At 63.3% G+C, this 24,529-nt stretch carries 31 protein-coding genes; 22 read left to right on the top strand and 9 right to left on the bottom strand.

Going from position 1 to position 24,529, the window contains the following annotated elements; translation table 11 throughout:
- Positions 1-6: 6 nt before the first annotated feature.
- The 15 genes from E3T51_RS16215 (at position 7) to csrA (ending at position 12,781) form a co-directional block, all read left to right on the top strand.
- Positions 7-477, top strand: coding sequence for a flagellar hook capping FlgD N-terminal domain-containing protein (locus tag E3T51_RS16215; RefSeq protein WP_134530756.1), 471 nt, complete (start codon positions 7-9; stop codon positions 475-477).
- Between the two features lie 63 nt (positions 478-540).
- Positions 541-1,737 (top strand): flagellar hook protein FlgE, encoded by a 1,197-nt coding sequence (locus E3T51_RS16210; RefSeq protein WP_134530755.1) that lies wholly within the window; start codon positions 541-543, stop codon positions 1,735-1,737.
- A 569-nt stretch (positions 1,738-2,306) separates the two neighbouring features.
- On the top strand, positions 2,307-2,540 hold the full coding sequence (locus E3T51_RS16205) for a flagellar FlbD family protein (RefSeq protein ID WP_104191923.1): 234 nt from the start codon (positions 2,307-2,309) through the stop codon (positions 2,538-2,540).
- Complete coding sequence (locus tag E3T51_RS16200) at positions 2,540-3,418, top strand: motility protein A (protein WP_134530754.1); 879 nt, start codon at positions 2,540-2,542, stop codon at positions 3,416-3,418. The genes E3T51_RS16205 and E3T51_RS16200 overlap by 1 nt, the downstream gene beginning before the upstream one ends.
- A complete protein-coding gene (locus E3T51_RS16195) occupies positions 3,415-4,272 on the top strand; it encodes an OmpA/MotB family protein (RefSeq protein WP_174844609.1) in 858 nt (285 codons plus the stop codon). The genes E3T51_RS16200 and E3T51_RS16195 overlap by 4 nt, the downstream gene beginning before the upstream one ends.
- Positions 4,273-4,344: 72 nt before the next feature.
- Complete coding sequence (locus tag E3T51_RS16190; RefSeq protein ID WP_174844608.1) at positions 4,345-5,256, top strand: flagellar motor switch protein FliM; 912 nt, start codon at positions 4,345-4,347, stop codon at positions 5,254-5,256.
- Positions 5,253-5,960 (top strand): flagellar motor switch protein FliN, encoded by a 708-nt coding sequence (gene fliN / locus E3T51_RS16185; RefSeq protein WP_134530752.1) that lies wholly within the window; start codon positions 5,253-5,255, stop codon positions 5,958-5,960. The genes E3T51_RS16190 and fliN overlap by 4 nt, the downstream gene beginning before the upstream one ends.
- A complete protein-coding gene (gene fliO / locus E3T51_RS16180; protein WP_134530751.1) occupies positions 5,961-6,422 on the top strand; it encodes a flagellar biosynthetic protein FliO in 462 nt (153 codons plus the stop codon). It begins immediately after the preceding gene.
- Between the two features lie 86 nt (positions 6,423-6,508).
- Positions 6,509-7,270: a flagellar type III secretion system pore protein FliP gene (gene fliP / locus E3T51_RS16175; RefSeq protein ID WP_420898451.1), complete on the top strand. Its 762-nt coding sequence runs from the start codon at positions 6,509-6,511 to the stop codon at positions 7,268-7,270.
- Positions 7,267-7,542, top strand: a complete 276-nt coding sequence (fliQ, locus tag E3T51_RS16170; RefSeq protein ID WP_134530750.1) for a flagellar biosynthesis protein FliQ — start codon at positions 7,267-7,269, stop codon at positions 7,540-7,542. Before fliP ends, fliQ begins: the two co-directional genes overlap by 4 nt.
- Position 7,543: 1 nt before the next feature.
- On the top strand, positions 7,544-8,302 hold the full coding sequence (locus E3T51_RS16165; RefSeq protein WP_134530749.1) for a flagellar biosynthetic protein FliR: 759 nt from the start codon (positions 7,544-7,546) through the stop codon (positions 8,300-8,302).
- Positions 8,303-9,445, top strand: a complete 1,143-nt coding sequence (locus E3T51_RS16160) for an EscU/YscU/HrcU family type III secretion system export apparatus switch protein (protein ID WP_134530748.1) — start codon at positions 8,303-8,305, stop codon at positions 9,443-9,445.
- The gene (locus E3T51_RS16155; RefSeq protein ID WP_134530747.1) at positions 9,442-11,493 is read left to right on the top strand and encodes a flagellar biosynthesis protein FlhA; all 2,052 of its coding nucleotides are present in this window, start codon (positions 9,442-9,444) and stop codon (positions 11,491-11,493) included. Before E3T51_RS16160 ends, E3T51_RS16155 begins: the two co-directional genes overlap by 4 nt.
- Positions 11,468-12,475 carry a hypothetical protein gene (locus E3T51_RS16150; protein ID WP_134530746.1) on the top strand — a complete coding sequence of 336 codons (1,008 nt, stop codon included), beginning with the start codon at positions 11,468-11,470 and terminating at the stop codon, positions 12,473-12,475. The genes E3T51_RS16155 and E3T51_RS16150 overlap by 26 nt, the downstream gene beginning before the upstream one ends.
- A gap of 9 nt (positions 12,476-12,484) precedes the next feature.
- Complete coding sequence (csrA, locus tag E3T51_RS16145) at positions 12,485-12,781, top strand: carbon storage regulator CsrA (protein WP_134530745.1); 297 nt, start codon at positions 12,485-12,487, stop codon at positions 12,779-12,781.
- Positions 12,782-12,813: 32 nt separating this feature from the next.
- On the opposite strand, the gene E3T51_RS16140 is transcribed toward csrA, so the two are convergent.
- Genes E3T51_RS16140 through idi form a run of 8 tightly spaced genes read right to left on the bottom strand, consistent with a single transcriptional unit; the run spans position 12,814 to position 18,865 of the window.
- Positions 12,814-13,191: an RNA-binding S4 domain-containing protein gene (locus E3T51_RS16140; RefSeq protein ID WP_134530744.1), complete on the bottom strand. Its 378-nt coding sequence runs from the start codon at positions 13,189-13,191 to the stop codon at positions 12,814-12,816.
- A 36-nt stretch (positions 13,192-13,227) separates the two neighbouring features.
- Positions 13,228-14,127, bottom strand: a complete 900-nt coding sequence (locus E3T51_RS16135; protein ID WP_134530743.1) for a prenyltransferase — start codon at positions 14,125-14,127, stop codon at positions 13,228-13,230.
- Positions 14,120-14,440 carry a lycopene cyclase domain-containing protein gene (locus E3T51_RS16130; RefSeq protein ID WP_134530742.1) on the bottom strand — a complete coding sequence of 107 codons (321 nt, stop codon included), beginning with the start codon at positions 14,438-14,440 and terminating at the stop codon, positions 14,120-14,122. Before E3T51_RS16130 ends, E3T51_RS16135 begins: the two co-directional genes overlap by 8 nt.
- Entirely contained in the window at positions 14,437-14,760 is a 324-nt protein-coding gene (locus E3T51_RS16125; protein ID WP_134530741.1) for a lycopene cyclase domain-containing protein, read from the bottom strand. The genes E3T51_RS16130 and E3T51_RS16125 overlap by 4 nt, the downstream gene beginning before the upstream one ends.
- Positions 14,757-16,364: a phytoene desaturase family protein gene (gene crtI, locus E3T51_RS16120; RefSeq protein ID WP_134530740.1), complete on the bottom strand. Its 1,608-nt coding sequence runs from the start codon at positions 16,362-16,364 to the stop codon at positions 14,757-14,759. Before crtI ends, E3T51_RS16125 begins: the two co-directional genes overlap by 4 nt.
- A complete protein-coding gene (locus tag E3T51_RS16115; RefSeq protein WP_241989389.1) occupies positions 16,361-17,269 on the bottom strand; it encodes a phytoene/squalene synthase family protein in 909 nt (302 codons plus the stop codon). The genes crtI and E3T51_RS16115 overlap by 4 nt, the downstream gene beginning before the upstream one ends.
- An 11-nt stretch (positions 17,270-17,280) precedes the next feature.
- Complete coding sequence (locus E3T51_RS16110) at positions 17,281-18,327, bottom strand: polyprenyl synthetase family protein (protein WP_166806520.1); 1,047 nt, start codon at positions 18,325-18,327, stop codon at positions 17,281-17,283.
- Positions 18,320-18,865, bottom strand: coding sequence for an isopentenyl-diphosphate Delta-isomerase (gene idi / locus E3T51_RS16105; protein ID WP_241989388.1), 546 nt, complete (start codon positions 18,863-18,865; stop codon positions 18,320-18,322). The genes E3T51_RS16110 and idi overlap by 8 nt, the downstream gene beginning before the upstream one ends.
- 82 nt (positions 18,866-18,947) lie before the next feature.
- Between idi and E3T51_RS16100 the strand changes: the two genes are divergently transcribed.
- From E3T51_RS16100 to E3T51_RS16070, 7 genes are all read left to right on the top strand, one after another.
- Positions 18,948-19,490, top strand: a complete 543-nt coding sequence (locus E3T51_RS16100; protein ID WP_166806519.1) for a MarR family winged helix-turn-helix transcriptional regulator — start codon at positions 18,948-18,950, stop codon at positions 19,488-19,490.
- Between the two features lie 42 nt (positions 19,491-19,532).
- Positions 19,533-20,087 (top strand): adenine phosphoribosyltransferase, encoded by a 555-nt coding sequence (locus E3T51_RS16095; protein ID WP_134530736.1) that lies wholly within the window; start codon positions 19,533-19,535, stop codon positions 20,085-20,087.
- 56 nt (positions 20,088-20,143) lie between these two features.
- Entirely contained in the window at positions 20,144-20,659 is a 516-nt protein-coding gene (locus E3T51_RS16090) for an NUDIX domain-containing protein (protein WP_174844607.1), read from the top strand.
- 28 nt (positions 20,660-20,687) lie between these two features.
- Positions 20,688-21,302, top strand: a complete 615-nt coding sequence (locus E3T51_RS16085; RefSeq protein WP_338145169.1) for a CDP-alcohol phosphatidyltransferase family protein — start codon at positions 20,688-20,690, stop codon at positions 21,300-21,302.
- Between the two features lie 196 nt (positions 21,303-21,498).
- The gene (locus E3T51_RS16080; protein WP_104192006.1) at positions 21,499-21,933 is read left to right on the top strand and encodes an FHA domain-containing protein; all 435 of its coding nucleotides are present in this window, start codon (positions 21,499-21,501) and stop codon (positions 21,931-21,933) included.
- 35 nt (positions 21,934-21,968) lie between these two features.
- Positions 21,969-22,667 carry a transcriptional regulator FtsR gene (ftsR, locus tag E3T51_RS16075; protein WP_134530735.1) on the top strand — a complete coding sequence of 233 codons (699 nt, stop codon included), beginning with the start codon at positions 21,969-21,971 and terminating at the stop codon, positions 22,665-22,667.
- A 278-nt stretch (positions 22,668-22,945) separates the two neighbouring features.
- Positions 22,946-23,497: a MerR family transcriptional regulator gene (locus tag E3T51_RS16070; RefSeq protein WP_104191904.1), complete on the top strand. Its 552-nt coding sequence runs from the start codon at positions 22,946-22,948 to the stop codon at positions 23,495-23,497.
- Between the two features lie 152 nt (positions 23,498-23,649).
- Here E3T51_RS16070 and E3T51_RS16065 read toward each other — a convergent pair whose 3' ends face one another.
- The gene (locus E3T51_RS16065) at positions 23,650-24,462 is read right to left on the bottom strand and encodes a ParA family protein (protein WP_134530836.1); all 813 of its coding nucleotides are present in this window, start codon (positions 24,460-24,462) and stop codon (positions 23,650-23,652) included.
- Positions 24,463-24,529 lie beyond the last annotated feature (67 nt).

The raw sequence follows: 24,529 nt of genomic DNA, 5'->3' as shown, positions 1-24,529 counted from the left end.
AAAATCGTGACAATCGACGCCGTGGCGGCCACTGCCGCCGCTCCGACCGCAATGTACTCGTCAATGACCACGACGCGCACCCCCAACCAGTCCATGGACTCGGAGGTGTTCATGTCGTTGCTGGTGACGCAGTTGCAAAACCAGGATCCCAGCGCCCCGATGGATACCAACGAGATGATCGGCCAGACCACCCAGCTTGCCATGATGGAAAAGCTCACCGAAATGGCCACGGCCAGTGGGGAGGGCTTCTCCCTGCAGATGCGCACCTCGGCGGCAGCCCTGGTGGGGGAGACGGTCACCTATACCGACCCCGACGGCGCCGAAGTCACGGGGCTCGTTTCGTCGGTCTCGTTCGCCGGCCCCGTGCCCACGGTTACCGTCAACGGTGAACCGGTGGCCCTCGATGTTATTTCCGGCGTGACCAGCGCCCGTGCCGAAGACACCGAAGACGCCGCGGAGGCGACGACCGCGGCCTGATCCGCGGCTTGTCCTCGACCCATCAACTGCACCGCATAATTCTTTTCTGAAAGGCAGCATCCCATGCTTCGTTCTCTCTACTCCGGTATCTCTGGCCTTCGTTCGCACCAGACCATGCTCGACGTGACCGGTAACAACATCGCCAACGTGAATACGACGGCATTCAAGGCGTCCGCCGCTCAGTTTCAAGACACCCTGTCGCAGCTGACCGAGGCCGCTGGCGGCGCCACGGCCACTACCGGTGGTACCAACCCGGCCCAGGTCGGCCTCGGTGTGCAGGTAGCGGGAATCTCCACGAACTTCGCCCAGGGGTCCTCGCAGGCGACCGGCAAGACCACTGACTTCATGATCAACGGCGACGGCTTCTTCGTCACGTCGCTCGGCGGAGAAACCCTCTACACCCGGGCCGGTTCTTTCAACTTCGATTCGGCTGGGCGACTGGTCTCGCCAGACGGTGCAATCGTGCAGGGCTGGGGCGCAACCAACGGAGTCGTCAACGCTGGCGGAGCCACCGGAAACATGACCCTGCCGGTTGGCGCGATCGTGCCGGCATCCGCCTCGACTGCCGCGACCTTCAGCGGCAACCTGCCGTCGGATACGGTAGAAAACACCACACTCGCGCCGCGCACCATCGATGTATACGACGAGCTGGGAGTAGCCCGCACGGTGTCACTGACTTTCACTCGTACCGCCACCGGCTGGACGGTGGCCGATCCGAAGAATCCCTCGACGACACCGCTTCAGCTCACCGCTGAGACTGACGCCAATGGACCAACGGGCAAGTTCACAACCGTCGCCGGCGCTAACTTCACGTTCGACGGTATTCTCATGAACTTCGACGACGTCAGGGGCTTCGCCGGACTCGACACCGTTGCCGGCGACACCGACGATGGCAGCGAGGCCGGTACCCTCAACTCCTACACGCTCGGAGCTGACGGAACCCTCGTCGGCCTGTTCAGCAATGGCCAGCAACAGGCCATCGGTCGCATCGCCCTCGCCACCTTCGTCAACCCGGGCGGGCTCGAAAAGGCCGGCTCCTCCGCCTACCGCGCCACCTTCAACTCCGGTGGCGCTGAGCTCGGAACCGCCGGCACCGGCAGCCTCGGCTCGCTGACCAGCGGAGCGCTCGAAATGTCCAACGTCGATTTGTCGCAGGAATTCACCAACCTGATCGTCGCCCAGCGCGGCTTCCAAGCCAACGCTCGCATCATCACCACCTCAGACGAGGTCTTGCAGGAGCTGACCAACCTGAAGCGGTAATCGCGCTCAGTAGACAAGAGTGTGGGGTCCTCAAGCGTCCGGACCCCACACTCTTGTCTACTGGGTCTGGGGCTGTGCATAACTTTCCGGGGATGCGCGGGATGCGCGGGATGCGTCATCCTGATGGCGTGAACGCGCGAAAGAAGCTTCCACCGCACCTGCTGACCGCACCGTTCGCCGTGGCTCAAGGCGCGGCGCACGGTTTATCGCCGGGTCGCATGCGCGTCAACGAACATGCTGCACGTTGCCGTGCAGCTGCCAGGGTGGGCGCTGCGGCTGAACGGTGTCACCGGCAGGCACTGGCTGTCGACGGCACCGATCTGTTCGATTGGTGTGGACTTCAGCGTCACGAGCCCCGCGCGATCCTGGTGTGACCTCGCATCCAGCCTCACGCTCAGGCAGCTCGTCGCGGATGGCTCCGCCGCGGTCAGTAGACAACTTCGGTTGCAACGTCAGACAACCCCTCAAAATTGTCTCGTGAGCGCCGTTGAGCCAGCTAACATGAGCCGCGCGGCGGCCGATGGTACACAATGACGCCTCCCTCGAGTCGTTCGAGACAGGATGGGCACATGATCGTACTTACGCGGCTGAATGACAGTCACTTTGCGATTAACCCGGATCTGATCGAGCGCATCCACGCGAACCCGGATACAACCCTCGTCATGGTGGACGGCGCCAACTTCATCGTCACCGAGTCCATGGAAGACGTCATCGAGAAAATCGCCAGCTACCGTGCCCACGTCATCGCGCTCGCTTACGACCCGAGCGCCGGGGACCTGCCACGAGGCCCCAGGAAGCTCTAGTGGATCCCGCAACTCTGATCGGCCTGGTACTGGCGTTCGGTGCCCTCGTTGCCATGATCACCCTCGAACATTCCTCGGTCATGTCCATCCTGCTGCCAGCGCCCATGATTCTGGTCTTCGGTGCGACCATCGCGGTCGGCCTCGCGGGCGGCACGATCAAAGACTTCACGTCTGCCTTCAAGGCAGTGCCCGGAGCGTTCCTCGGCAAGACCACGCCGCCGCAGTCCGTTATCGATCAGGTCGTGGGACTGGCCGAAACCGCGCGCAGTTCGGGCCTGCTCGCGCTCGATCAGGCAGCCGACAACGTCAAGGATCCGTTTCTGCGCGGCGCCCTGCAGAATATCGCCGACGGTACCGACGGGGATGAACTGAGGATGCTCCTCGAGGACGAGATCGCGACAGAGACTCGATCGAATCGGAATGCCGCCAAATTCTTCACGGCTCTTGGTGGGTACGCCCCGACGGTCGGCATCATTGGCACGGTCGTCTCGTTGACCCATGTTCTCGAAAACCTGGATACGCCCGCGACACTGGGACCGATGATTGCGGCCGCCTTCGTCGCTACTCTCTGGGGCCTGCTCTCGGCCAACTTCATCTGGCTGCCACTCGGCTCGCGTCTGCGCCGCCTGGCCGACCTCGAGGCCGACCGCATGACTCTCGTCATGGAAGGCGCCCTGGCCGTGCAGGCTGGCAGTCAGCCGCGACTGCTCGGTGAGCGCCTGCGCGCGATGGTTCCCGCCGAGCTCCTGCCGAAAGTCGGAGCCAAGGGCAAAAACGGCGCTGCGGATACCGCCGGTGCAGCCGCTGAGACCAAGACAAAGACCAGCAGCAAAGGTAAGGGCAAGGGTAAGGACAAAGACCTTCCCGAAGCAGCATGAGCGTGCGGGCTAAGCGCCGCAAAATGGTTGATGAGGAGGACGTTCACCCGGACGAACGGTGGATGGCTTCCTACATGGACATGGTTACCGTGCTGATGTGTATGTTCATCGTGCTGTTCGCCATGTCGACCGTCGACCAGGACAAGTACGAGCAGTTGGCCAACTCCCTGGCCACCGGTTTCGGAGCGGTGGATGCGGGCAAGGTCGACACCGCTGAGGGGGTCGTCGTTCCGGCTGACCTCATCGATAACGAGGGTGAATCACCCACGGAGGTCACTCACTCAGCCGATGCTCTCGATCCGGCTGACGCGACTGCCCAGGCACTGGCAAATGTCGAAGCGGCTGCAGGGGAGGTCGTGAAGTTTGACCAGCTTGAGACTGCCATCACCGGCAACCTGACCGCCGCCGGGGTAGCGGATCTCGTGGAATTTCATATCACTGACCGTGGTCTGACCCTGGGGCTGGTCGGAAGTGAAACATTCTTCGCACCCGACAGCGCCCAACTCACTGCGGCTGCGATCACGGTGCTCGATGCCACAGCACCGGCCCTCGTGTCCACCGCGCAGAAGATTTCGATTGAAGGGCACGCCGACAAACACGGCCAGTCCGCCACTTTCCCTACCGACTGGGAATTGTCGGCCAACCGGGCTACCCAGGTGTTGCGTCGCCTCGTAGAGCAGGGCGGCGTTGCCGGAGACCTGATCTCCGCAGTCGCTTTTGGGTCGGCTCAGCCGGCGAACACCGGATCCACACTCGCGGATATGGCGCAGAACCGCCGGGTCGACATTGTGCTGCTTTCAGACCAGCCGGACAGCGTGCGAGCACTCATTCCCGGGATCGTGGCCGAAAATTGACCGTGAACCGACGCGGCGCAGCCGCTAGCTGAGACTTCTTACCTTTCAGCCACTTCGGTCGATAGTCCCAACGTGACAGTCCAGGATCAGGTCAGCAGCAGTGCGCTCGCTAAAGCGGCAAGAAGCGTTGAGCTGTACGACTTTCGGCGGCCCACCACCCTGGCTCGTGAACACTCCCGCGTTCTGGAACTGGCCTTTGAGACTTTTGCACGGCAGTGGGGCACCCAGCTGACCGCACGCGTACGTGTGCTCTGCATGGTGACCTGCGAGCAGGTACTCATGGCCACCTACGACGAGTATGCGGGTTCGTTACCGCCGAAAACCGCCATGGTGCTGTGCACTGTCGCCGGCCTGGAAGCCCGCGCGGTCATTCAGTTTCCGACCACGTCGGCACTCACCTGGGTGAACCATATGCTCGGCGGCAGCAGCAGCAGGCCGGTGCTCGCTGAACGCAACTTCACCCAGATTGAGCTGGCTCTGATTCGCAAGCTCATTTCGGAAAGCCTCGAAGACCTGCGTTATTCCTTTGGGCCGTTGATCGTTGATGAAATGGGCGTCGAAGCCATTCAGTACAACTCCCAGTTCGCGCAGGCAGCGGCAACCGGCGACCTCATGGTGGTTGCGACCTTCGCAATTCGAGTGGAAAAGGTCACCGCCACGGCAACGGTGGCGATTCCCGCTGCGGCCCTGATGCCGCAACTCGGCGAAGCGAACCCCACGAGCACCATGTCGAACGCTGCCGAACTTCTGCAGGCCCAGATCGCGGCCGTACCGGTTGACGTATCGCTTCGACTCGAGACCGCCCACGTACTGCCCAGTCGCATTCTGTCGCTGGCGGTCGGCGATGTTCTGCACATTCCGCATCCCCAGCATCGTCCGCTCAATCTGACCGTTGACGGCCAGTCGCTGGCCCGCGCGGCCGTCGGAGTCAACGGTTCCCGGCTGGCCTGCATCGTCACTGATACCGAGGAAACAGCCCAATGATTTCTACCCGATCTATTCCTGAAGTTGCCGTCGACGCGCTCATTCGCGTGTTGCCTACGACGGTACCGTTACAAGCACTGCCACACCTCGGCAGCGCCGAATTATCATCGCGCATCGGTTCGGCCGTGGTGGCCTCGTTTGTGGGTACGACTTCCGCGGACCTGGCCGTTGTGCTCACCGACTCTGCGTCGCTCGACGCCGCTGCCGGGGCGAACTCGCAGCTCGTTTCCAGCCAGGACGTTCTGCGTCCCGCCCTGGAGAGCGCCTCCGGAGTGCTCGGAATCGGCGTGCTCGGCGATTCCCGGGTCGAAGACGCCTCAGCATTGTTCGCCGCCGAAGAGACTGAGGTTTTCGAACTGAGCGCGGGCGGGGTCGTGACCGGTTGGTTTGGCATTCGGCTGCGTCAGAACGGAGTTGTCGGCGGGCCGGGATCGATGCCAGAGCGCACAGCTCTGGGCAACCTCGGGCGCATCAGCAACGTCGAAATGTCGTTGACGGTTGAAATCGGGCGCACCCGTATGTCCGTGCGTGACGTCTTGTCGCTCAAACCGGGTGCTGTCATCGAGCTGGATCGCTCGGCGGGGGCCCCGGCCGATATTCTCCTGAACGGTCGACTGATTGCCCACGGCGAAATCGTCGTCGTCGACCAGGACTACGCCGTGCGCATCACCCAGATTCTCGATGTAGCGGATGGCCTGTCGTAAGTGGACACCCTCATTGTTGCGGTGCGTGTCGCCCTGTCATTGGGCGTGGTTCTCGCACTGCTCTGGTACCTGCAGCGACGCCTGTCGCGCGGGGTGCGCGCACTGGGTATTGCCAACCCGGTGACCGTCGTCGGCCGTCAGCCCATCGGGCAGAAGGCATCCGTTGTCGTCGTCGAGGTCGACGGAACGCGCCTCGTTCTCGGCGTCACCGAGCAGGCCGTGACCGTGCTGCACGAGAAATCCCTTGTGCCCACGACAACGTCGACCCTCGACGCCGCCATTTCGGTGCTGGGCGGGTCGCAGTCGGCACCAGCGACGGCGTTCGCCCGATCCCTGGCCGCGGCTGAAGCGGATGACGCGGCTCGCTTAGCGCCGCCCGCGCCCTCCGCTCCGCTAGCCGGGTCGATCCTGTCGCCGTCGACGTGGCGCCAGACCGCCGCACTCCTTCGGCAGGGCCGGTGAATACCCCGCCGTATCGGTTCACTTCCCGGGCCTGTTCCGCGCGCATCGGCCTGTTCATCGTTCTGATCGTGGTGACCACGACGGTGCTGCTCTGGCTGGGAGCTACGGCCGGCCACGCCATGCCGATCGACCCGACGCCTCCGACCGATCCGACCGACCCGACTGACCCCGGTGGTGGCGGCCTCACTGTGGACATCAATGGTCCTAACGGTGCGCCCTCATCGGCGATCGTCACCCTGCTGGGCATTACCCTACTGTCGGTCGCACCGGCGCTGCTGCTGATGATGACGAGCTTTACCAAGATCTTCGTGGTGCTCGCCATGACCCGCAACGCCCTCGCGCTCCCGTCGATCCCGCCCAACCAGGTGCTCGCCGGACTGGCCCTTTTTCTGTCCCTCTTCATCATGGCGCCCGTGCTCACCGACATTAACAACATCGCGTTGCAGCCGTACCTCGACGGTTCACTGAACTTCACCGACGCGCTGAATTTGGGTTCCGAGCCGCTGCGCCAATTCATGCTCGCCAACACGCGCGGCGAGGACCTGGCCCTGATGACCCGGGCTGCCGATCAACCCAACCCAGACAATCCCGATGACGTCACCCTGCTGACACTCATTCCCGCGTTCATGATCTCGGAACTGCGCGCCGCCTTCATCATCGGGTTTGTCATCTTCATCCCATTCCTGGTGATCGATATCGTCGTCTCCGCGGCGCTGATGTCGATGGGAATGATGATGTTGCCGCCCGTCATGATCTCGCTGCCGTTCAAGATTCTTCTGTTCGTGCTCGTCGACGGCTGGGGGCTCATCATCACGAGCCTCATCGGCAGTTATCAGATGGCCACATGAACACCAATGCGGTACTCGACATTGGCCTCCAGGCGCTCATTCTCGCTGCCAAACTGTCGGCCCCGGTGCTGATCACCGCTCTCGTGGTGGGCTTCGCCATCTCGCTGCTGCAATCGATCACGCAGATTCAAGAAGTCACGCTGTCGTTTGTACCCAAGGCTGTGGCCGTTGCCCTGGCTCTGCTGATTTGCGGCCACTGGATGATCGCCGAATCGATCGCATTCACCAACCAGATGTTCGAAAAGATCCCCTCCCTGCTCGGCGGAGGCTGACGTGGAGTTCACCCTCAATTTCGCCTGGATCGAAGCGGTCATGCTCGCTGGTGTGCGCATAATCGCCTTTCTGGTCATCGCGCCGCCGTTCTCGTATCGCGCATTCCCCGCACGGATCAAAGCCATGCTCGCCATCGGACTGGCCCTGGCCGTGTCGCCGCGGGTCACCGCCGACTACGTATCCCAAGACACCGCCGGTTTCGTCGGCGCCCTGATTCTGGAAATTCTGGTCGGTGCCACCCTGGGCTTTCTGGTCTTCCTGGTCTTCGCCGCCGTGCAGTCGGCCGGTGGTCTCATCGACATGTTCAGCGGGTTCCAGATGGCGCAGGGCTTCGACCCCCAGTCCATGATCAACGGTGCCCAGTTCACCCGCCTGTTTCATATGACCGCCCTCGCGCTGATGTTCGCCTCTGGCGCCTACCAACTCGTGCTTGGCGGCCTGTTTCGCAGCTACACCGCCATGCCACTCGGCTCTGGCCTGGACCTGGCGGCACCGGCGCAGGCCATAATCGCGGGCACGACCCAGATGTTCCTCGCCGCCGTGCAGATCGCCGGCCCCCTGCTTGTCGTGCTGTTTTTAGCGGATGCCGGCCTCGGCCTCCTCACCCGGGTCGCCCCCGCGCTCAACGCGTTCGCCCTCGGTTTTCCGCTGAAGATTCTCATCACGCTGATCCTCGCCGGGACGGTCTTCATGGCCCTGCCGCGCATCGTGTCCTCACTCACCGGGCAAGCCCTCGATGCCCTCATGGGGGTGAGGTAATTGTCCGAAACTGATTCCGGTGAAAAGACCGAACCGGCCACCCAAAAACGTATGAAGCGGGTGCGCGAAAAGGGTGAGCTGTCTAAATCGCAGGATGTCACGGCCTGGGTCGGCGTTGGTGCCGCCGGCCTCATGCTGCCAGCCACTATCGCAGCGGCGAGCGAGGCGGGTACCGACCAGATGTATCTGATCGGTACCCTGGCCAGCACTCCGGATCCGAGCGTGGCGGTCGAAGCCCTCGGCAACGGGTTGGCGTCGCTCGCCGATATTCTCACTCCGTTTTTTGTCGTGGTGCTCGTGGTCGTGCTGGGCGGTGCTGCACTGCAGGGCGGTGTCCACTTCAAGAAATTCACCGGAAAGTACGAGCAGTTCAACCTCGTTACCGGTATGAAACGCGTATTTGGCACCCAGGCGATGTGGGAGGGCGTCAAGGTACTTGCCAAGACGGCCGCCGTCGGAATCGTCTTGTACTGGGTAATCCAGGGACTGATGCCGGTGTTGCTGACGGCAGGAGGACTGCCGGTATCGGAATTGCTCAGTGCCGCCGGCAGCGGCACAGCCGCACTGCTGCAGGCAGCCGTTGCGGCCGGCCTCGTGCTCGCCGTCGCCGACATCTTCGTCATCATGAAACGCAATCGCAAAAAAACCATGATGACGAAGAAGGAGGTCACCGACGAGAACAAGGCCGCAGAGGGTGACCCGCTGATCAAATCGCAGCGTCGCTCCCGCCAGCTGATGATGAGTCGCAATCGCATGATCGCCTCGGTCGCCGATGCCAACGTGGTGCTGGTCAACCCCACGCACGTGGCCGTGGCCCTCAAATACGAGCCGGGTAAATCCGCGCCGCGGGTGGTGGCCAAGGGAATCGGGCACGTGGCCGCCCGTATTCGCGTGCAGGCCGAGACCGACCAGGTGCCGATTGTGCAGGATGTACCGCTCGCCCGGGCACTGCACGCGGCGTGCGAGATCGGCGACGAGATTCCCACGGAACTCTATAGCGCCGTTGCCAGGGTGCTCGCCTTCGTCATGGCCCTGCAGAAGCGGGGCAGTACGGCGGGAACCCACACCATGAGCGCACTGGCGGCCGCGCCGTCATCATCATCACCCACATCACCACTGCAGACTGCCGGAGGCCGTTCGTGAATCGCAATCTCATCAAGCTCGCTGTTCCGGTCGGCGTGGTCGGCATCATCCTGCTGTTGGTCGTGCCCATTCCAGCCGGCCTGCTCGACGTTTTGATTATTCTGAACATCATGCTGGGTCTGGTCACCCTGCTCACCACGATGTTCGTGAAGAAACCGCTCGACTTCTCGGTTTTTCCATCGCTTCTTCTGGTCGCGACCTTGTTTCGCCTCGGCCTCAATGTCGCCTCCACTCGCCTGGTACTCGGCGAAGGTTATGCTGGCCAGGTGATCGAGGCTTTCGGGCACGTCGCCGTTGGCGGCTCGATCATCATCGGCGCGGTCATCTTCATGATTCTCGTCGTCATCCAGTTCGTCGTCGTCACCAAGGGCGCCGAGCGTGTGGCTGAGGTCGGTGCCCGATTCACCCTCGACGCCATGCCCGGCAAGCAGATGGCCATCGACGCCGACCTCAACGCCGGCCTGATCACCGACGCCGAGGCGAAGGACCGTCGTGCCGAGGTATCGGCCGAAGCCGACTTCTACGGAGCCATGGACGGCGCGTCCAAGTTCGTCAAGGGCGACGCGATCGCCGGACTGATAATTATCATCATCAACCTGATCGGCGGCATCGCCATGGGCATGCTGCAGCGCGGACTGGAGCTCGGCGAGGCGGTCAACACCTACGCGCTGCTCACCATCGGCGACGGCCTCGTCACCCAGATTCCGGCCCTACTCATGGCCGTCTCCACCGGCATGATCGTGACCCGCTCGAATGCGGAGACCGACATCGGTTCGACTGCATCCGCTCAGCTGATGCAGTCGCGCAATGCGCTGACCATTGCCGGCGCGGCCGCTGTGCTGATGGCGCTCATTCCGGGCATGCCCGTGCTGCCGTTCCTCATCGTCGGCATGGCGCTGATGCTGATCGCCCAACGCATCAAGGCCGGCGAGGTCACCAAACAGGCGAGTATCGCGGCCACCACCGCCTCGGAGAAAAGCGTTCCCAAAACCGACACGACCGAAGACCTGATCGAGCAGATGCGCGTGCATGCGCTGGAGATCATGCTCTCGCCCGACCTCGTCGACCTCGTCTCCGGTGCCTCTGACGATCTGTTGGCCCGGGTACGCGGTCTCCGTCGTAAAATCGCGATGGATCTCGGCGTGGTCGTGCCGCCGGTGCGCACCCGGGACAGCGTCGATCTGCCACCAGCGACCTACGTCATTCGCATTGCCGGTGTCGAGTACGGGCGTGGCCTGGCCCCAGCCGGCAAGGTGCTGGCCCTCGGCGACGCCCTCGATACCCTCCCCGGACAGGTCACGATCGAACCGGTGTTCGGCCTGGCCGGCAAATGGGTGCCGAGCGAGATGCGGCACAGCGCCGAGATGACCGGAGCCACCGTGATCGACCGGGTCTCGGTCGTGGTCACCCACCTCTCCTCGATCATCACCACCAACGCCGCCCGGCTGCTCACCCGGGAAGACGTGCGGGTGCTGACGGATGGCGTCAAACAGGTCAATCCATCGGCCGTCGACGACCTCATTCCGAGCTTGCTCTCCCTCGCCGAGGTTCAGCGGGTGCTGCAGGGGCTGCTGGTCGAGCAAATTCCGATCAACGACCTGCCGCGCATCTACGAGGCACTGTCCCTGCGCGCCAAGGCTTCCAATGATGCCGAGGGGCTGGTCGAAGCCGCTCGCCTGGCGCTCGGTCCGGCACTGACCGTTCAATATCTCGATGGCACGCTGCTGCGCGTGATCATGATCGACCCCACCCTCGAACAATCCATGCTCGAGGGCCTGCGCCCCTCAGATCAGGGAACGCAGATTCTGATGGATCCGGTGCGCCTGGAAAATGTACTCGCCTCGGTACGCACCTCGGTGGCCAAGGTCGAGGCGAGCGGTCAGACCGCGGTACTGGTGTGTGCACCGGCACTTCGACCGGCTATCCGTCGCCTCATTTCGACGCAGACCGGTGGCCTGCCGGTATTGTCGTACCAGGAAGTAACATCGGCGAATGTGACCATTGAGACTGTGGGTGTGGTGCGTGGAGCCGAAACGATTTCTGCTTGAGGGCCCAACCCTGCGGGAGTTGAAGGAACGCGCCGTCGCCGAGCACGGCGCCAATGCCACCATCATCGCTGCCGAGCGGGTCACCGTCGGCGGGATCCGCGGATACTTCGCACGTCAGCACTACGAGATCACGGTCGAGGTATCGGAACCGGCAACGCGCAAGAAATCGGCCCACAGCGGCCTCGACATTTCGGCCCGGCTGGGCATAGCGGCGCTGCTCGACGACGCCGACGAGGCTGAATACCGGCTGCACCCCGCCCAGGCATCGCCGCAGCTGTCGACCGCGTCCGACGGGTTCGCCAGGCTCATGGACGAACTCACCTTCGCCACCGGTCGCGGTGCCGTTGCGGATTCGGGACCTGAACTGGTCACGCGCGCACCAGCAGCTTCGACTTCGGCACCCGGTTCGGCACCCGTATTTGCACCAGCGCCGACACTTGCTCGCCCGCCGGTGCCGACCCCGCTCACAAGGCCGGGGGATCTGGTCTTGATTGTCGGGCTCGAGGACGACCCCCTCACGATCGCGCGTCTGATGCTGCGTGTGGCCGGTGCGGGTGAACTCCGCACCTCCGGCACCCTGCCGCAGGACGGCACTGAGCGGGTCGACGATCGGCGCGGCGCCATGCTGGCCAGAGCCCAGGGCGTGGAAATCGGCCACAGCACCTTCATCGCCTACGGGCTCAAACCCGCTTCTGATGCGGTTACGCGTGCGGCAGCACTCACCGAGATCGGTGCGGACCAGGTTTGGGTGGTCGTGGACGCGAGTCGCAAGACCGAGGACACCATCCGCTGGGTCAACATGGTGGAGAGCAGCGTTCAGGTGCACGCGGTCGCTGCGCTCGGCCGCCAGTTCACGACCTCACCGGCCACCGTCGACGACCTGGGCCTGCCGGTGGAGTGGATGGACGGGCGGGTGGCCGCGGCGCCGACCGGCCGCCGCGCGGCCGTGCCGCATTCCCAACCGGGCCAGCGCGAACGCTAGGCTGGAACGATGCTCGTTCTGACACGCAAACTCGGGGAAAAGATCCTCATTGGTGACGATATCGTCATCACCGTGCTCGACGCCCGCGGCGACAGTGTGCGCATCGGAATCGATGCACCACGGGGCGTGAAGATTCAGCGCGACGAGGTCGTGCGCGCGGTCAGTGAGGCGAACGTCGCGGCGAGCCAGATCGACACCGCGGCCGAAGATCGAATCAAACGGTCACTTGGAGTGCTCGCCGCACTGCAACCAGTCCAGGGCGAGCCTCAGACACCCCCGCTACCGAACCCGCCTGCGCTGGCCTAAAACCGCAGCAATGACCGCTGCTACAGCATCCGTCAGTCGTTGACGTGCCCGCGCAGCTCATCAATCTCCCGGCGTTCACGTTTGGTCGGCCTCCCGGCGCCGCGGTCACGCATCGGGACCAGAGCTACCTCCTCGCGTGGCGGCGGCGGGGGAGTCTTATCGACATAGCATTCGGCAGCCACAACGGCTCCTACCCGTTTGACCACGAGGCGTGACACGATCAGCACCCGGTCGAAGCCATCAGAGCGCACACGCACCTCATCGCCGATACGCAGGGCCTGCGCGGCCTTGGCCTTGTCGCCGTTCACTCGCACATGTCCGGCGCGGCAGGCGGTCGTGGCCATCGAGCGGGTCTTGAACAGGCGCACGCCCCAGCTCCAACTGTCGACTCGGGCAGATGTTAGCTCCATCTATTCACTGTAATAGAAAGTACTTGAATCGAACGCTCAGGCGCCCTGCCGCGTCCAAACGATCAGCAGCAGCGTCGAGAGAAAACCGGTGAAGAAATTGAGCCCCAGAAAACGTTTCCAGCCACGGTTCGCGAGCTCCGACTGCTCGTCCCGGACCGACCAAAACGGCAGCACCGCCAGAATGTAGGGAACGGCCAGCGCCGCCGCGAGCGGCCCCGGCCAAGGGGTGGCGAGCATGAGCAGACCGGCCAGGGTCCAGAAAGCGATTGCGAGCCGCACGGTTTGCGAGGCACCGAGCGCGGTTGCGATCGACGCAATCCCGGCCTGGCGGTCGGGCTCGATGTCCTGCACCGCGCCGAAGGCGTGGCTGGCCATTCCCCATAGAAAGAACGCCGCGAGCAGGGCGAGCAGACCGAAGTTGACTGTGGCGCCGGCCACCACGAGCCCGTACACGGCGGGGCTGAGGAAGTGGGTACTCGAGGTGATCGAGTCCAGGAGGGGCCGTTCCTTGAACCGCAGCCCACGTACCGAGTAGGCCACGACCGCGAACAGGCTTACGGCTATCACCACCCAGGAGAGCGGATGCCCCGCCCCCGCCAACACGACCATCGCCCCGCCCACAATTACCGCCGAAACGACCCCGGCAGCGATGACCGTTCGGTGCAGTGCAGGGTGCAGCAGTGCGCCCTCAACGCCGCCTTTTCGTGGATTGTGCAAATCCGACTCGTAGTCGAAGACGTCGTTGATGCCGTACATGAGCAGGTTGTAGGGAATGAGGAAGAACAGCGTGCCCACGATCAACATCGCGTCGATGCGCCCGGTGGTCACCACATACGCGGCGGCAAAGGGAAAAGCCGTGTTGACCCAGCTGAGCGGCCGCGACGACAACACGACCTGCCAAGTTTTCCATCCTGTGGTACCGATCTGCTCAGTCATCCGTTCGTCCTAACCTGGTACCGCCCGAAATCACCCACAGCGCCGGAAGCAGAATCGCCGCGGCCAGTGGGTACGCAAAATCTTCGATCGGGGCGAGGCCGATCAACACACCCGAAATGTGCTCTGGGTCGTAGCTGAACAGTCCAGCCCCAATCATCAGGTTATCGAACACGGCAGTGAGCAGCAGCGTGAGCGTGAGCGCACCAGCCACGGCGGAGACGAACCGGGCCGAGATCAGCCGGCGCTTCACCGCCACGACGGCCACCAGCGCCGCAACGACGAGGAAGACCGCATTCAACAACAAATACGTCATTGCACTGCCCGCCGCGCCAGTACGAGTCGGGTGGCCTGCACGAGATTCATCGTCAGATAGCAGAGAAAAGTGAGGAAGAAGAACTCCTCGAGCGGCAGTTCCGGCGCCAGCTGCAGGCCGGTCATCAGCGTGGTCTCACCCCGGTAGAAAATGCCGAGGCCGATACCGGCGAGGTCCCAGACGAGAAAGAACAACACTCCGATGCCGAGCACCAGGGTGGCCCGGAGGGGCGAGCACCAGAAGAAGAGGTGGAAGCGCCAATCCAGCACGGTCATACCTCCGAGCGCCACGAACAACGCCAGCAGGTACAGAACGCTCACGACCGCCTGTGCGCAGACTCCGCTGAGGCCGCGTCCGGGCCCGCGTAGCGTGCCGGCAGCGGCTCGGCGAGCGGTTCCGTCGTGGTGTCATGCCGAATCCGTTTGAGCAGGATTTCAGCGCTGATCAGGCACATCGGCAGGCCGATACCGGGGATGGTGGTACCGCCGGCGTAGTAAAGACCCGCAATCTTCTTGGACATGTTCGTTCCGCGCAGGAAAGCACTTTGCCGCAGGGTGTGCGCTGGGCCGAGGGCGCCGCCCTTCCAGCTGTTCAGGTCGTCGGCGAAGTCGGCCGGGCCGACCGTGCGTCGCACCGTGACGCGTTCGCCGAGGTCGGGTATGCCGGCCCACTGGGCGACCTGCGCGATGGCGGCATCCGCTATGAGCTCGATCGTGGCCGAACCGGTGCCGTTGATGCCTCCAGCACCGAGACCGACATCGGCCGGTACGGGCACCAGCATGAACAGGTTGCTGTCGCCGGCAGGCGCGACCGAGGCGTCGGTCGCGCTCGGCATACACACGTACAGCGACGCCGGGGACGGTACGGAGGTCTTCTTGCCGAAGATCTGTTTGAAGTTCGTGCCCCAGTCGGTCGTGAAAAACAAGGAGTGGTGCTGCAGCTGGGGCAGTGGGCCGCTCACGCCGAGCATGACCAGCACGGCACCGGGACCCGACATACGCGTGTCCCACCAACGCTCCGGATAGGTCTGCAACTCGGCGGGAACCAGTTCGGTCTCGGTATGGTGCAGGTCGGCGGACGACACCACGATGTCGGCGTCGAGGTCTTGCGGTAATCCGGAGCTGTCGATGTAACTGACCCCGTGCACCGTCTTGTCGGGGCGGACTCGAATGGCGCTCACTCGCGCTTCGGCGATAATTTGAACACCTTCGGCGCGGGCGATCGCCGCGATGCTCTCGATCAGCGTGTTGAAGCCGCCCTGCGGGTAGAGCACCCCGTCGGCGAGGTCGAGATGGCTCATCAAGTGGTACATCGACGGTGTCAGGTTTGGCGCGGACCCCAGGAAAACGGCCGGATATCCGAGAATCTGACGCAGTCGCGGGTCCCGCACATACCCAGCGATGAACTTGTCGAGTGGCTGCATCAGCAGTCGAGCCAACCGCGCCAGGCGCCGCAGCACGTCGGGTACCAGAAACGGTCGGAACGACTCGAAGCTTGAGTACAAAAACCGTTTCACGGCCATGTCGTAGGTTTCGATGGCCGAGTCCAGGTAGCGATCGAGCGCTCGGCCGGCCCCCGGTTGCACCGACTCGAACAAGCGGATGTTTGCGGCGCGGTCGCTGCGAATATCAACCGGCTGGGTATCGCCCTCAAAGAGCACCCGGTAGCCGGGATCCAGTTTCACGAGGTCGAGCTGCTCCGCCGCGCTCGTACCGAACAAACGGTAGAAGTGCTCGAAAACCTCGGGCATCAGGTACCACGACGGACCGGTATCGAAGCGGAATCCTTCGGCCTCCCACAGTCCGGCACGCCCGCCGAGTTCCGCCCGGGATTCCAGCAGCGTGACGTCGTGGCCTTCGCGGGCCAGCAGGGCGGCGCTGGCCAGACCGGCGATACCGCCGCCGATCACGATGGTGCGTGTCATCGCTTCCACGCGCCGGGGCCGATACTCGAGGTCAGGGCGATCATGAGTTTCTCTCCATCTGGCACCCGCACGCGGGAGCGCAATAACTGATCGGCCGGGGTCGACCGCAACCGCTTGGACAACCGAGTGAACAGCCCTTGGGCCGCGGCCACGGCCCGCCGGCAACCGGGCGGCAACAACGGCAAGACAGCGCTGGCAATGGACAAATCGGCGTCGATGTCATCCAGAATCACGTTCTTCTGTTCGTCGCTGAGGTTGAGGGGATCGATCCCCGGAAAGTAGTTGCGGCCGAGTATCTCGCGATCACATGACAGGTCGCGCAGAAAGTTGATCTTCTGAAACGCAGCACCGAGGTGGCGTGCGCCATCTTCAAGCACGCCCAGTTCGGTGGCGCTGCGCGGGGTTCCGCGCACGAAACAGCGCAGGCACATGAGCCCGATCACTTCCGCAGAGCCGTAAATGTACTCGGCGACGCCTTCGACGCTAAAGGGGGTCGGATCGAGATCGCGGCGCATCGACGCGAAAAAGGGTGCGATCAGGCTGGAGTCGATGCCGCACTGCCTGGCCGTCGCGGCGAAAGCGTGCACCACGAGATTGGTGCTGTAGCCGCGCACGATCGCGCGTTCGGTCTCGATTTCGAGCTCGTCGAGCAGCTGCCGCTGTTCGGCAACCGAGACGCCGGCCTCCGCCGCAGCTCCGTCGACGATCTCGTCGGCAATACGGACCAGGGCATAGATCGTGCGTACGGGCGTGCGCACCTGGGCGCTCAGCAGCCGAGCGGCGAGTCCAAACGAGGTGGAGTAATGTCCGATCACCGTTGTCGAACTGGCCTGCGCCGTCTGCGCGTACTTGTATAGATTCGTATCAGAGCGCATTCGGACTGGCACGGCTGGCAGGTGGCTCATGCGTTGGCTCACTAGCGGACCCGGTTCACGGCTGTCTCGGCCAGCTCGATCAGGCTCGCCCGCAGGTCTCTGGGGATGATTGCCGGGTTGAGCGTTTCGACCGCCAGGCGGGAATGGTCATAGGCAAGCCCCTCAGCAGCCGCTTTCGCACCGCACGCCCGCAGGTGCTCCCGCGCCCGTTCGGCCTCCTCGTCGCTGAGATCGATCTTGCCGAGGTAGGGCGCAATCAGCGACCAACTCTGGGTGCCGCCGGCGTGGGCGATCAGCGCGGTCTGTTTGCCCTCCCGCAAGTCGGCGGTGACACTCTTGCCGGTCTTGACGGGGTCGCCAAATACACCGAGCAAATCGTCGGTGAGTTGAAACGCCACCCCGACGAGGCGTCCGTAGTGCCCGAGCAGGCGAATTGCCTCGGCCGACGCGCCGGCCAGCACAGCCCCGGCCTGTAATGGCGCTTCGAACGAGTAGACGGCGGTCTTGTTCTCCAGCGTGGCGATGACCTCGGCCACGGTGAGCGGATGTTTCGCCGAACTGTTGGTCACGTCGGCCAACTCCCCGGCGGCCGAGACGAAAACTGCTCGGTCGAGCAAGTCGAGCAGCCGCAGCCGGGTGCGCACATCGACCGGCAGCTTCGCGAGCGCGCGATGCGCTTCACTCAGCGCGAGGTCGCCCGCGAGAATGGCCGCAGCGGTGCCCCACACACCGGCCTGATCTGTGGCGGCTCCGTGCGCGAGAGCGCGATCGTTGAATCGGCCGGCGATGTTGGCCACTCCGCGCCGGGCCAGGTCGCGGTCAATCACATCGTCGTGAATCAGGAACGCCGTGTGTAACAGTTCAAAGCTCACCGCGACCGGTGACACGAGGGCCTGATCGCGCCCACCGAAACCGGCATAGGCCGCCAGTACGAGGGCGGGCCGTACCCGTTTACCGCCGCTGCTGGCCTGCTCCAGAGAATCCCAGAGGGCAACATAGTGTTCGCCATAGTCCGTCGCCCGCAGTCGTGCCGTGGCAAAAAACCGGGTGAGCTCGGTCTCGACGCCTTTCGCAACCGTGTCAAGCACGAAAACTCTCCAGCTGTTGCACCTGCAACGCCATCCACGGACTAAAGGCCCACGGGGCATCCGCCACCGCACGGGACAGGTCTGCCGGTCGCGTCCAGGTGAACTCGGCGACCTCGTCAGGGTTCGGAGTCGGCTCCTGCACGGTTGTGGCGAGGTAGACCGGGCAGATTTCGTTTTCGACGACTCCGCTGCTGTCAGTGGCACGATAACGAAACAGAGGCAGCGCCAGGTCAAGAGTGTCGAGCTCGAGCTCAAGCCCGAGTTCAAAGCTGGCCCGGCGGGTGACAGCCTGCGTCAGTGGTTCAGCGGGCAGCGGATGCCCACAAAAAGAGTTGGTCCATACTCCCGGCCACGCCTTCTTAGTCAGCGCGCGGCGGGTGACGAGCACCTCGCCAAGCGGGTTGAAGACGTAACAGGAAAATGCCAGGTGCAGCACAGTGTCCGCTCCGTGCACGCTGTACTTCGGCGCCGTGCCAATGTGACGGCCCTCCTCATCGAGAAGAATCACGTGTTCATCAAGAGCGTTTGTGGTCTCCACGCGGGTTCCCCTTCTCGGTTTTAGCCTGATCATGATTAGAATAACTAACCAAGTTAGCGATTTCCCACGTTACCATGGGTATATGTCCCACGATGAGAGTATCCCGCAAGCAGCAGGGACGTACTGGTACGACCCGAAGAATCCTGGAGTTTCTTCGGCGACAGTGGTTTTGCGCGCCGTACGTCGGTTTCGAGTTGCTGATGCCATGATGCGTCGTCGTGCCCAGGCCGACATGTGCGTCAACGAAACCGACCTAGTGGCCCTTCGTCACCTCATCGCCTGCGAACGCGAGAACCGGGTTGCCAGCCCCAAATACCTGAGCGACTTCCTAAATATCTCGTCTGCCGCCACGGCAAAACTCCTCTCCAGGCTCACGGCCTCCGGTCACATTCGCCGTGAGGTGGATCCAGACGACGGCCGTGCCCAAAGGCTGTTCGCCACTGAGACATCGCACATCCAGATGCGACGGGCGCTGTCGGGAACCCACGAGCAGCTGATGAAGGTCGCCCTCGACCTTACGGCCGACCAGCAGGCGGCCGTGGTGCACTTTCTCGATGCCATGAGCGCCATCGCTGTCATGCCACGTGCCGAAGCGACCACTGTCGAGCAGTCAGTTGAGTCTTGACACCGTTCTGCCGGTGATACCCGTGCCGCTTAAGATGAAGCAGTGACTCATCTCTCTGCACCTAACGCTTCGCCGTCATCGGCCGCCGCCCACGTCGAGGCTTTGCTGGCCTCCTACCCTGACTTTCCTCAGCCAGATATCCTATTTCGCGACCTCAACCCGGTCTTTGCCGATGCCGTCGCTTTTCGCGCGATCGTCGATGACCTCGCCGATCAGCACCGCGGACAGTTCGACGCCGTAGCGGGCATCGAAGCACGCGGCTTTCTGCTGGCCGCCGCCGTCGGCTATGCGGCCAATGCCGCCGTGCTGGCCGTGCGTAAGGGCGGCAAACTGCCCGGCACCGTCTTGATCGAAGAATACGACCTGGAATACGGCTCGGCCCGTCTCGAACTCGAAGTCGGGCAGCTTCCGGCCGGTACCCGCGTGCTCATCCTCGACGATGTACTCGCCACCGGCGGCACGATTGCGGCCACGAGCCGTCTCATCGAGAGGGCCGGCTATACCCTCACCGGTGTCGGCGTCGTGCTCGAGCTCATCGACCTGCACGGCCGCGAACGGCTCGGCACTGCGCCGGTGCACGCGATCATGTCGATCTAGGTGGATCGGACGATGTTGCGCACGAACCTGACGCGTGTGTGGGGCATGCTTGGAACATGACTGACAGTTCGGGTGTCGATGCAAACCGGGCGCACGGGGCTGCAATCCCCCCGGAAAGCCCCAATCTGGACAGCGGCGATGCGTGGGTGCACGCTCCCGACGGCCGCAAATTTTGGGGCCGATTCGGTGCCGCCGGACTTCTCGTGCACCACCCCCGCCGGGGAGTGTTGCTGCAGCACCGCGCGCTGTGGAGCCATTTCGGCGACACCTGGGGGCTGCCCGGTGGTGCTCGCCACGAAAATGAAAGCGCGATCGACGCTGCTCTGCGCGAAGCCAGGGAGGAAGCCGGCGTGCCAGCCCACCTGGTGCAGGTCAAATTCATCTCTGTACTCGACCTCGGATTCTGGTCATACACCACCGTTGTCGTGGAGGCGACGCAGGAATTCACACCCGTCATCAGCGACCAGGAAAGCATCGCCCTGCGCTGGGTATCGACCGATACCGTTGACCTCCTCGCCCTCCATCCTGGTTTTGCCGCCAGCTGGCCCGCACTGCGCGGGCAGCTGGGCTGAATCTGGCCCTCCTCGATAGACTCGCACTGTGACAGGGGCAACGAACGACGTGGTGAGCGATCGGATGTTCAACCTACCCAACATGCTGAGCTTTCTGCGGTTGCTGCTGGTGCCGGTTTTTCTCGTGCTCCTCGCCCAGGGAGAGGATGCCTGGGCCTTGGTCGTGCTTAGCATCTCCAGTTTCAGCGACTGGCTCGACGGCTTTCTCGCGCGGCGCTGGAACCAAATCACCCGTCTCGGGCAGTTGCTTGATCCGGCCGCCGATCGGCTCTATATCTTTGCCGCTCTGATCGGACTCGCCTGGCGTGATCTGGTTCCGTGGTGGATTGTGCTGATCGTAGTTGGACGCGACATTTTTCTGCTGATCCTCGGGGTTATCCTCGCCAACTTTGGGTTTGGCCCGCTGCCGGTGCACGACCTGGGCAAGGTTGCTACCTTCTGCCTGTTCTACGCACTGCCGATGATCATGCTCGGGCAGGCCTTTCCGCAACTGGAATGGTGGTCGCAACCGATGGGGTGGGCATTTGCCCTGTGGGGTGCATTCCTGTACTGGTGGGCCGGCATCGTCTACGCCATTGAAGCGATGCGAGTGATTCGACTGCCGAGGGTCGGCCCGGGTGTATCTTCCGATACGCTGGAATGATAGGAGGTGCATGATGGTCGATCAATCCGGAAAGAACAATTTCAAGGAGCAGAACGAGCCCGTGCCCGCAGATCAGAGCGAAAACCCGACGACAGGCGAAGCAATAATGCCCAGCAAGGCGCAGTCAACCCCAGCATCCTCCAACCCTGGCTCGCCCGGCGACGAGACGCCCGGCGAATCGACGACGGTGCACGACATGCTCAGCACCGACACAACCATGAACTTCAGCCAGGAGTTCGCCGCCCAGATCGCGTTCATCGATTCCAACGTGACCGTGGAGGAGCAGGAGTCCATCGCGGCTTTGCCTTCGGGTTCGGCACTTATGGTCGTGCGTCGCGGGCCCAATGCCGGTGCCCGCTTTCTCCTCGACGCTGACCTCACGAGCGTCGGTCGCCATCCCAACGCTGACATTTTTCTCGACGATGTCACGGTGTCGCGTCGGCACGCCGAGTTTCTGCGCAACGGCACATCATTTACGGTGAAAGACCTCGGTTCGCTCAACGGCACCTACTTCGACGGTGAACGAATCGAAACGGCTGCCCTGACCGACGGCGCCGAAGTGCAGGTTGGCAAGTTTCGCCTCACCTTCTACGCTTCGCGCCTCGACCTCGCCCGCGCGACGAGCGAGTAGTGGCGGCAAACTCCGCCCAGGCTCGTTCGGAGCCTGTGTCTTCATCGCCAGCGCACGGGCACGCTTCGGGATCAGCGCCGCTGCTGAGTATCGGCCAGGTGCTGGCGCGACTCACCCCGGAATTTACCGATCTGACCCCATCGAAACTGCGCTTCCTTGAGGAACAGGGCCTCGTTGCGCCGGCCCGCACGGAATCCGGTTATCGTAAGTTCTGCGCCAGCGACGTCGATCGTTTGAGACTGATCCTGTCGATGCAGCGCGATCAATACCTGCCGTTGAAAGTCATCCGCTCCTATCTTGCCGACCTGGATGCCGGGCTGTCGCCGGTGCTGCCGGGCGGAACCACCCCCGGGCCGTCAATGCTAGGAACGTTGCGACGTTTGACCCGCGACGATCTGTTGCGCGAGGCCGGAGCCTCCGCTTCTCTCCTCCATGACGCCGTATCCGCGTCGATTATTCTGCCCGCCGAACACTACGGCGACGGCGTGCTGCACGTGCTGCGTGCCCTCGTCGAACTGCAGCGCAGCGGAATCGAGCCACGGCACCTGCGGGGCTTTCGCGGGGCTGCTGAACGCGAACTCGGTCTCATCGAAAGCGCTCTCGTACCGCTCTCCCGTCGCAAAGACGCCTCCAGTCGGGCCAAGGCGGCTGAAATGGCCGTGGAAATTGCCGGGCAGCTCGAGATTATTCGAGGCAGCCTGATTCGGTCAGCACTGGGCCGACTGACCAAGTAGGTCGTAGACTGGCGCAGGCACACGGCGGCGCCGGCGGCCTTGATCCAATCGCGTCGGCTGCCGCTTACTGTAGTCGACCGACACGCCAAACCGGTCAAGCGGATGTCAGGCCCACAAGCCCTGCACCTCGGTACCGTAGTTAGTGCCGTCAAGCACGACGTTTTCGTAAACCAGCACTACCGCACGTCCGCACCAGTTTGATTCCGCACCACCGTGACCGAGTCTCGCTTGATTGCAGCGTTCAGTCACCGCACGATGTAACCCCCGAGAGGCAACCCATGAGTGAGCTCAAGCCTGATGCTGACGCTTCGCGTTACTCGTTAGGACTGCTGTTCACCGATGGCATGCCCGAGCTTGATGAGAACTCCGGCTACCGCGGTGCAGTCGCCGCGCGCGCCGCCGGAATCAGCTACCGTCAGCTCGACTACTGGGCCCGCACTGGCCTGGTCGAACCCACGGTGCGCGGCGCGGCCGGTTCCGGCTCCCAGCGCCTCTACGGCTTTCGCGACATTCTCGTGCTCAAGCTCGTCAAGCGTCTGCTCGACACTGGCATCTCCCTGCAGCAAATTCGCACCGCCGTCAACCAGTTGCGCGAGTCGGGCATCAGCGACCTCGCGCAGACCACGCTCATGAGCGACGGCGCCAGCGTCTACCTGTGCACCTCCAACGACGAGGTCATTGACCTGGTCAGCCGTGGCCAGGGCGTCTTCGGCATTGCCGTCGGCAAGGTGCTCCGCGAGGTCGAGACCAGTCTGGTCGAACTCGACATGCAGCCCGTCGACCCCACCGACGAGCTGGCTGCCCGCCGTACCACCCGCAAAATCTCCTAGCTCTCGCTATCCACGCCGCGATAGCCGCCAAAGCGCGGTACGCGGCAGTTGCGCAGCCTGGAGGGAGGCGAACCTACCGCACCTAATGCAGGTCCGTTTCAGCGACGACGCAGATGAGCAGGTTCGAACGCCGCAGCACCCGAAGACAGCTCTTAACCCACGGGAGCCTCGGCGTACTCACCGATGCGCGCTGTACGCAGCACCCGGTCGAGCAGTTGGTCAAAGTAGCCGGCCATTTCGAGGGCACTGTCACCCGGCCAGATGTGCAGCGGCTTTGCGGCGCCCTGCGCCTGCTGTAGCGATGTGCGCTCCGGCAGCTGCGGGCTCAGCACGAGCGGCCCGAACATGTCGCGCAGCTCTTTGATCCGGAACTGGTGCTCGAGCGAAGCTGTACGGGCCCGGTTCACGATGATGCCGAGCGGCTGCAGGCGCGGGCTCAGGCCACGACGGATTTCTTCGATCGCACGCAGCGCACGATCGGCTGCAGCGACCGAGAACAGCCCCGGCTCGGTGACGACCGCAACTCGGTCGCTGGCAGCCCAGGCGGTACGCGTAAGGGCGTTGAGGGAGGGGGCACAGTCAATGAGTACGAGCTCATAGTCTTTCTCGATCGTCGAGAGAGCTTCCTCGAGTTTCCAGATATCGCGGATGCTCGGGTGCGGCCCGTCAAAGTTGATCGCCGAAGGGCTCCCGATCATGACGTCGATGGTGCCTGGGCGATTGCGCGTCCATCCACTCGGGGCGATCGCCGCGCGAACCGTCTTTTCTTTGGGTGAACCGAGGACATCGGCAACATTGAGGTGACCGGCAACCTGGATATCCATTCCGGTGGACACATCGGACTGCGGATCGAGATCCACGACGAGTGTTCGCACGCCACGGGCGAAGGCAGCGGAAGCCAGACCAAGGGTCACAGTGGTCTTGCCGACACCACCCTTGAGGGAACTTACGCTGAGTACGTGCATGAGTAACAACGTTACCTTCACTAGTGTTAGAGAACCTAACCGTTAGCTGTGCGCCACGTACGCCCTC

Source organism: Cryobacterium serini (genome assembly GCF_004404025.1).
Lineage (GTDB): Bacteria > Actinomycetota > Actinomycetes > Actinomycetales > Microbacteriaceae > Cryobacterium > Cryobacterium serini.
This window is presented reverse-complemented; position numbering and strand designations above follow the sequence as displayed.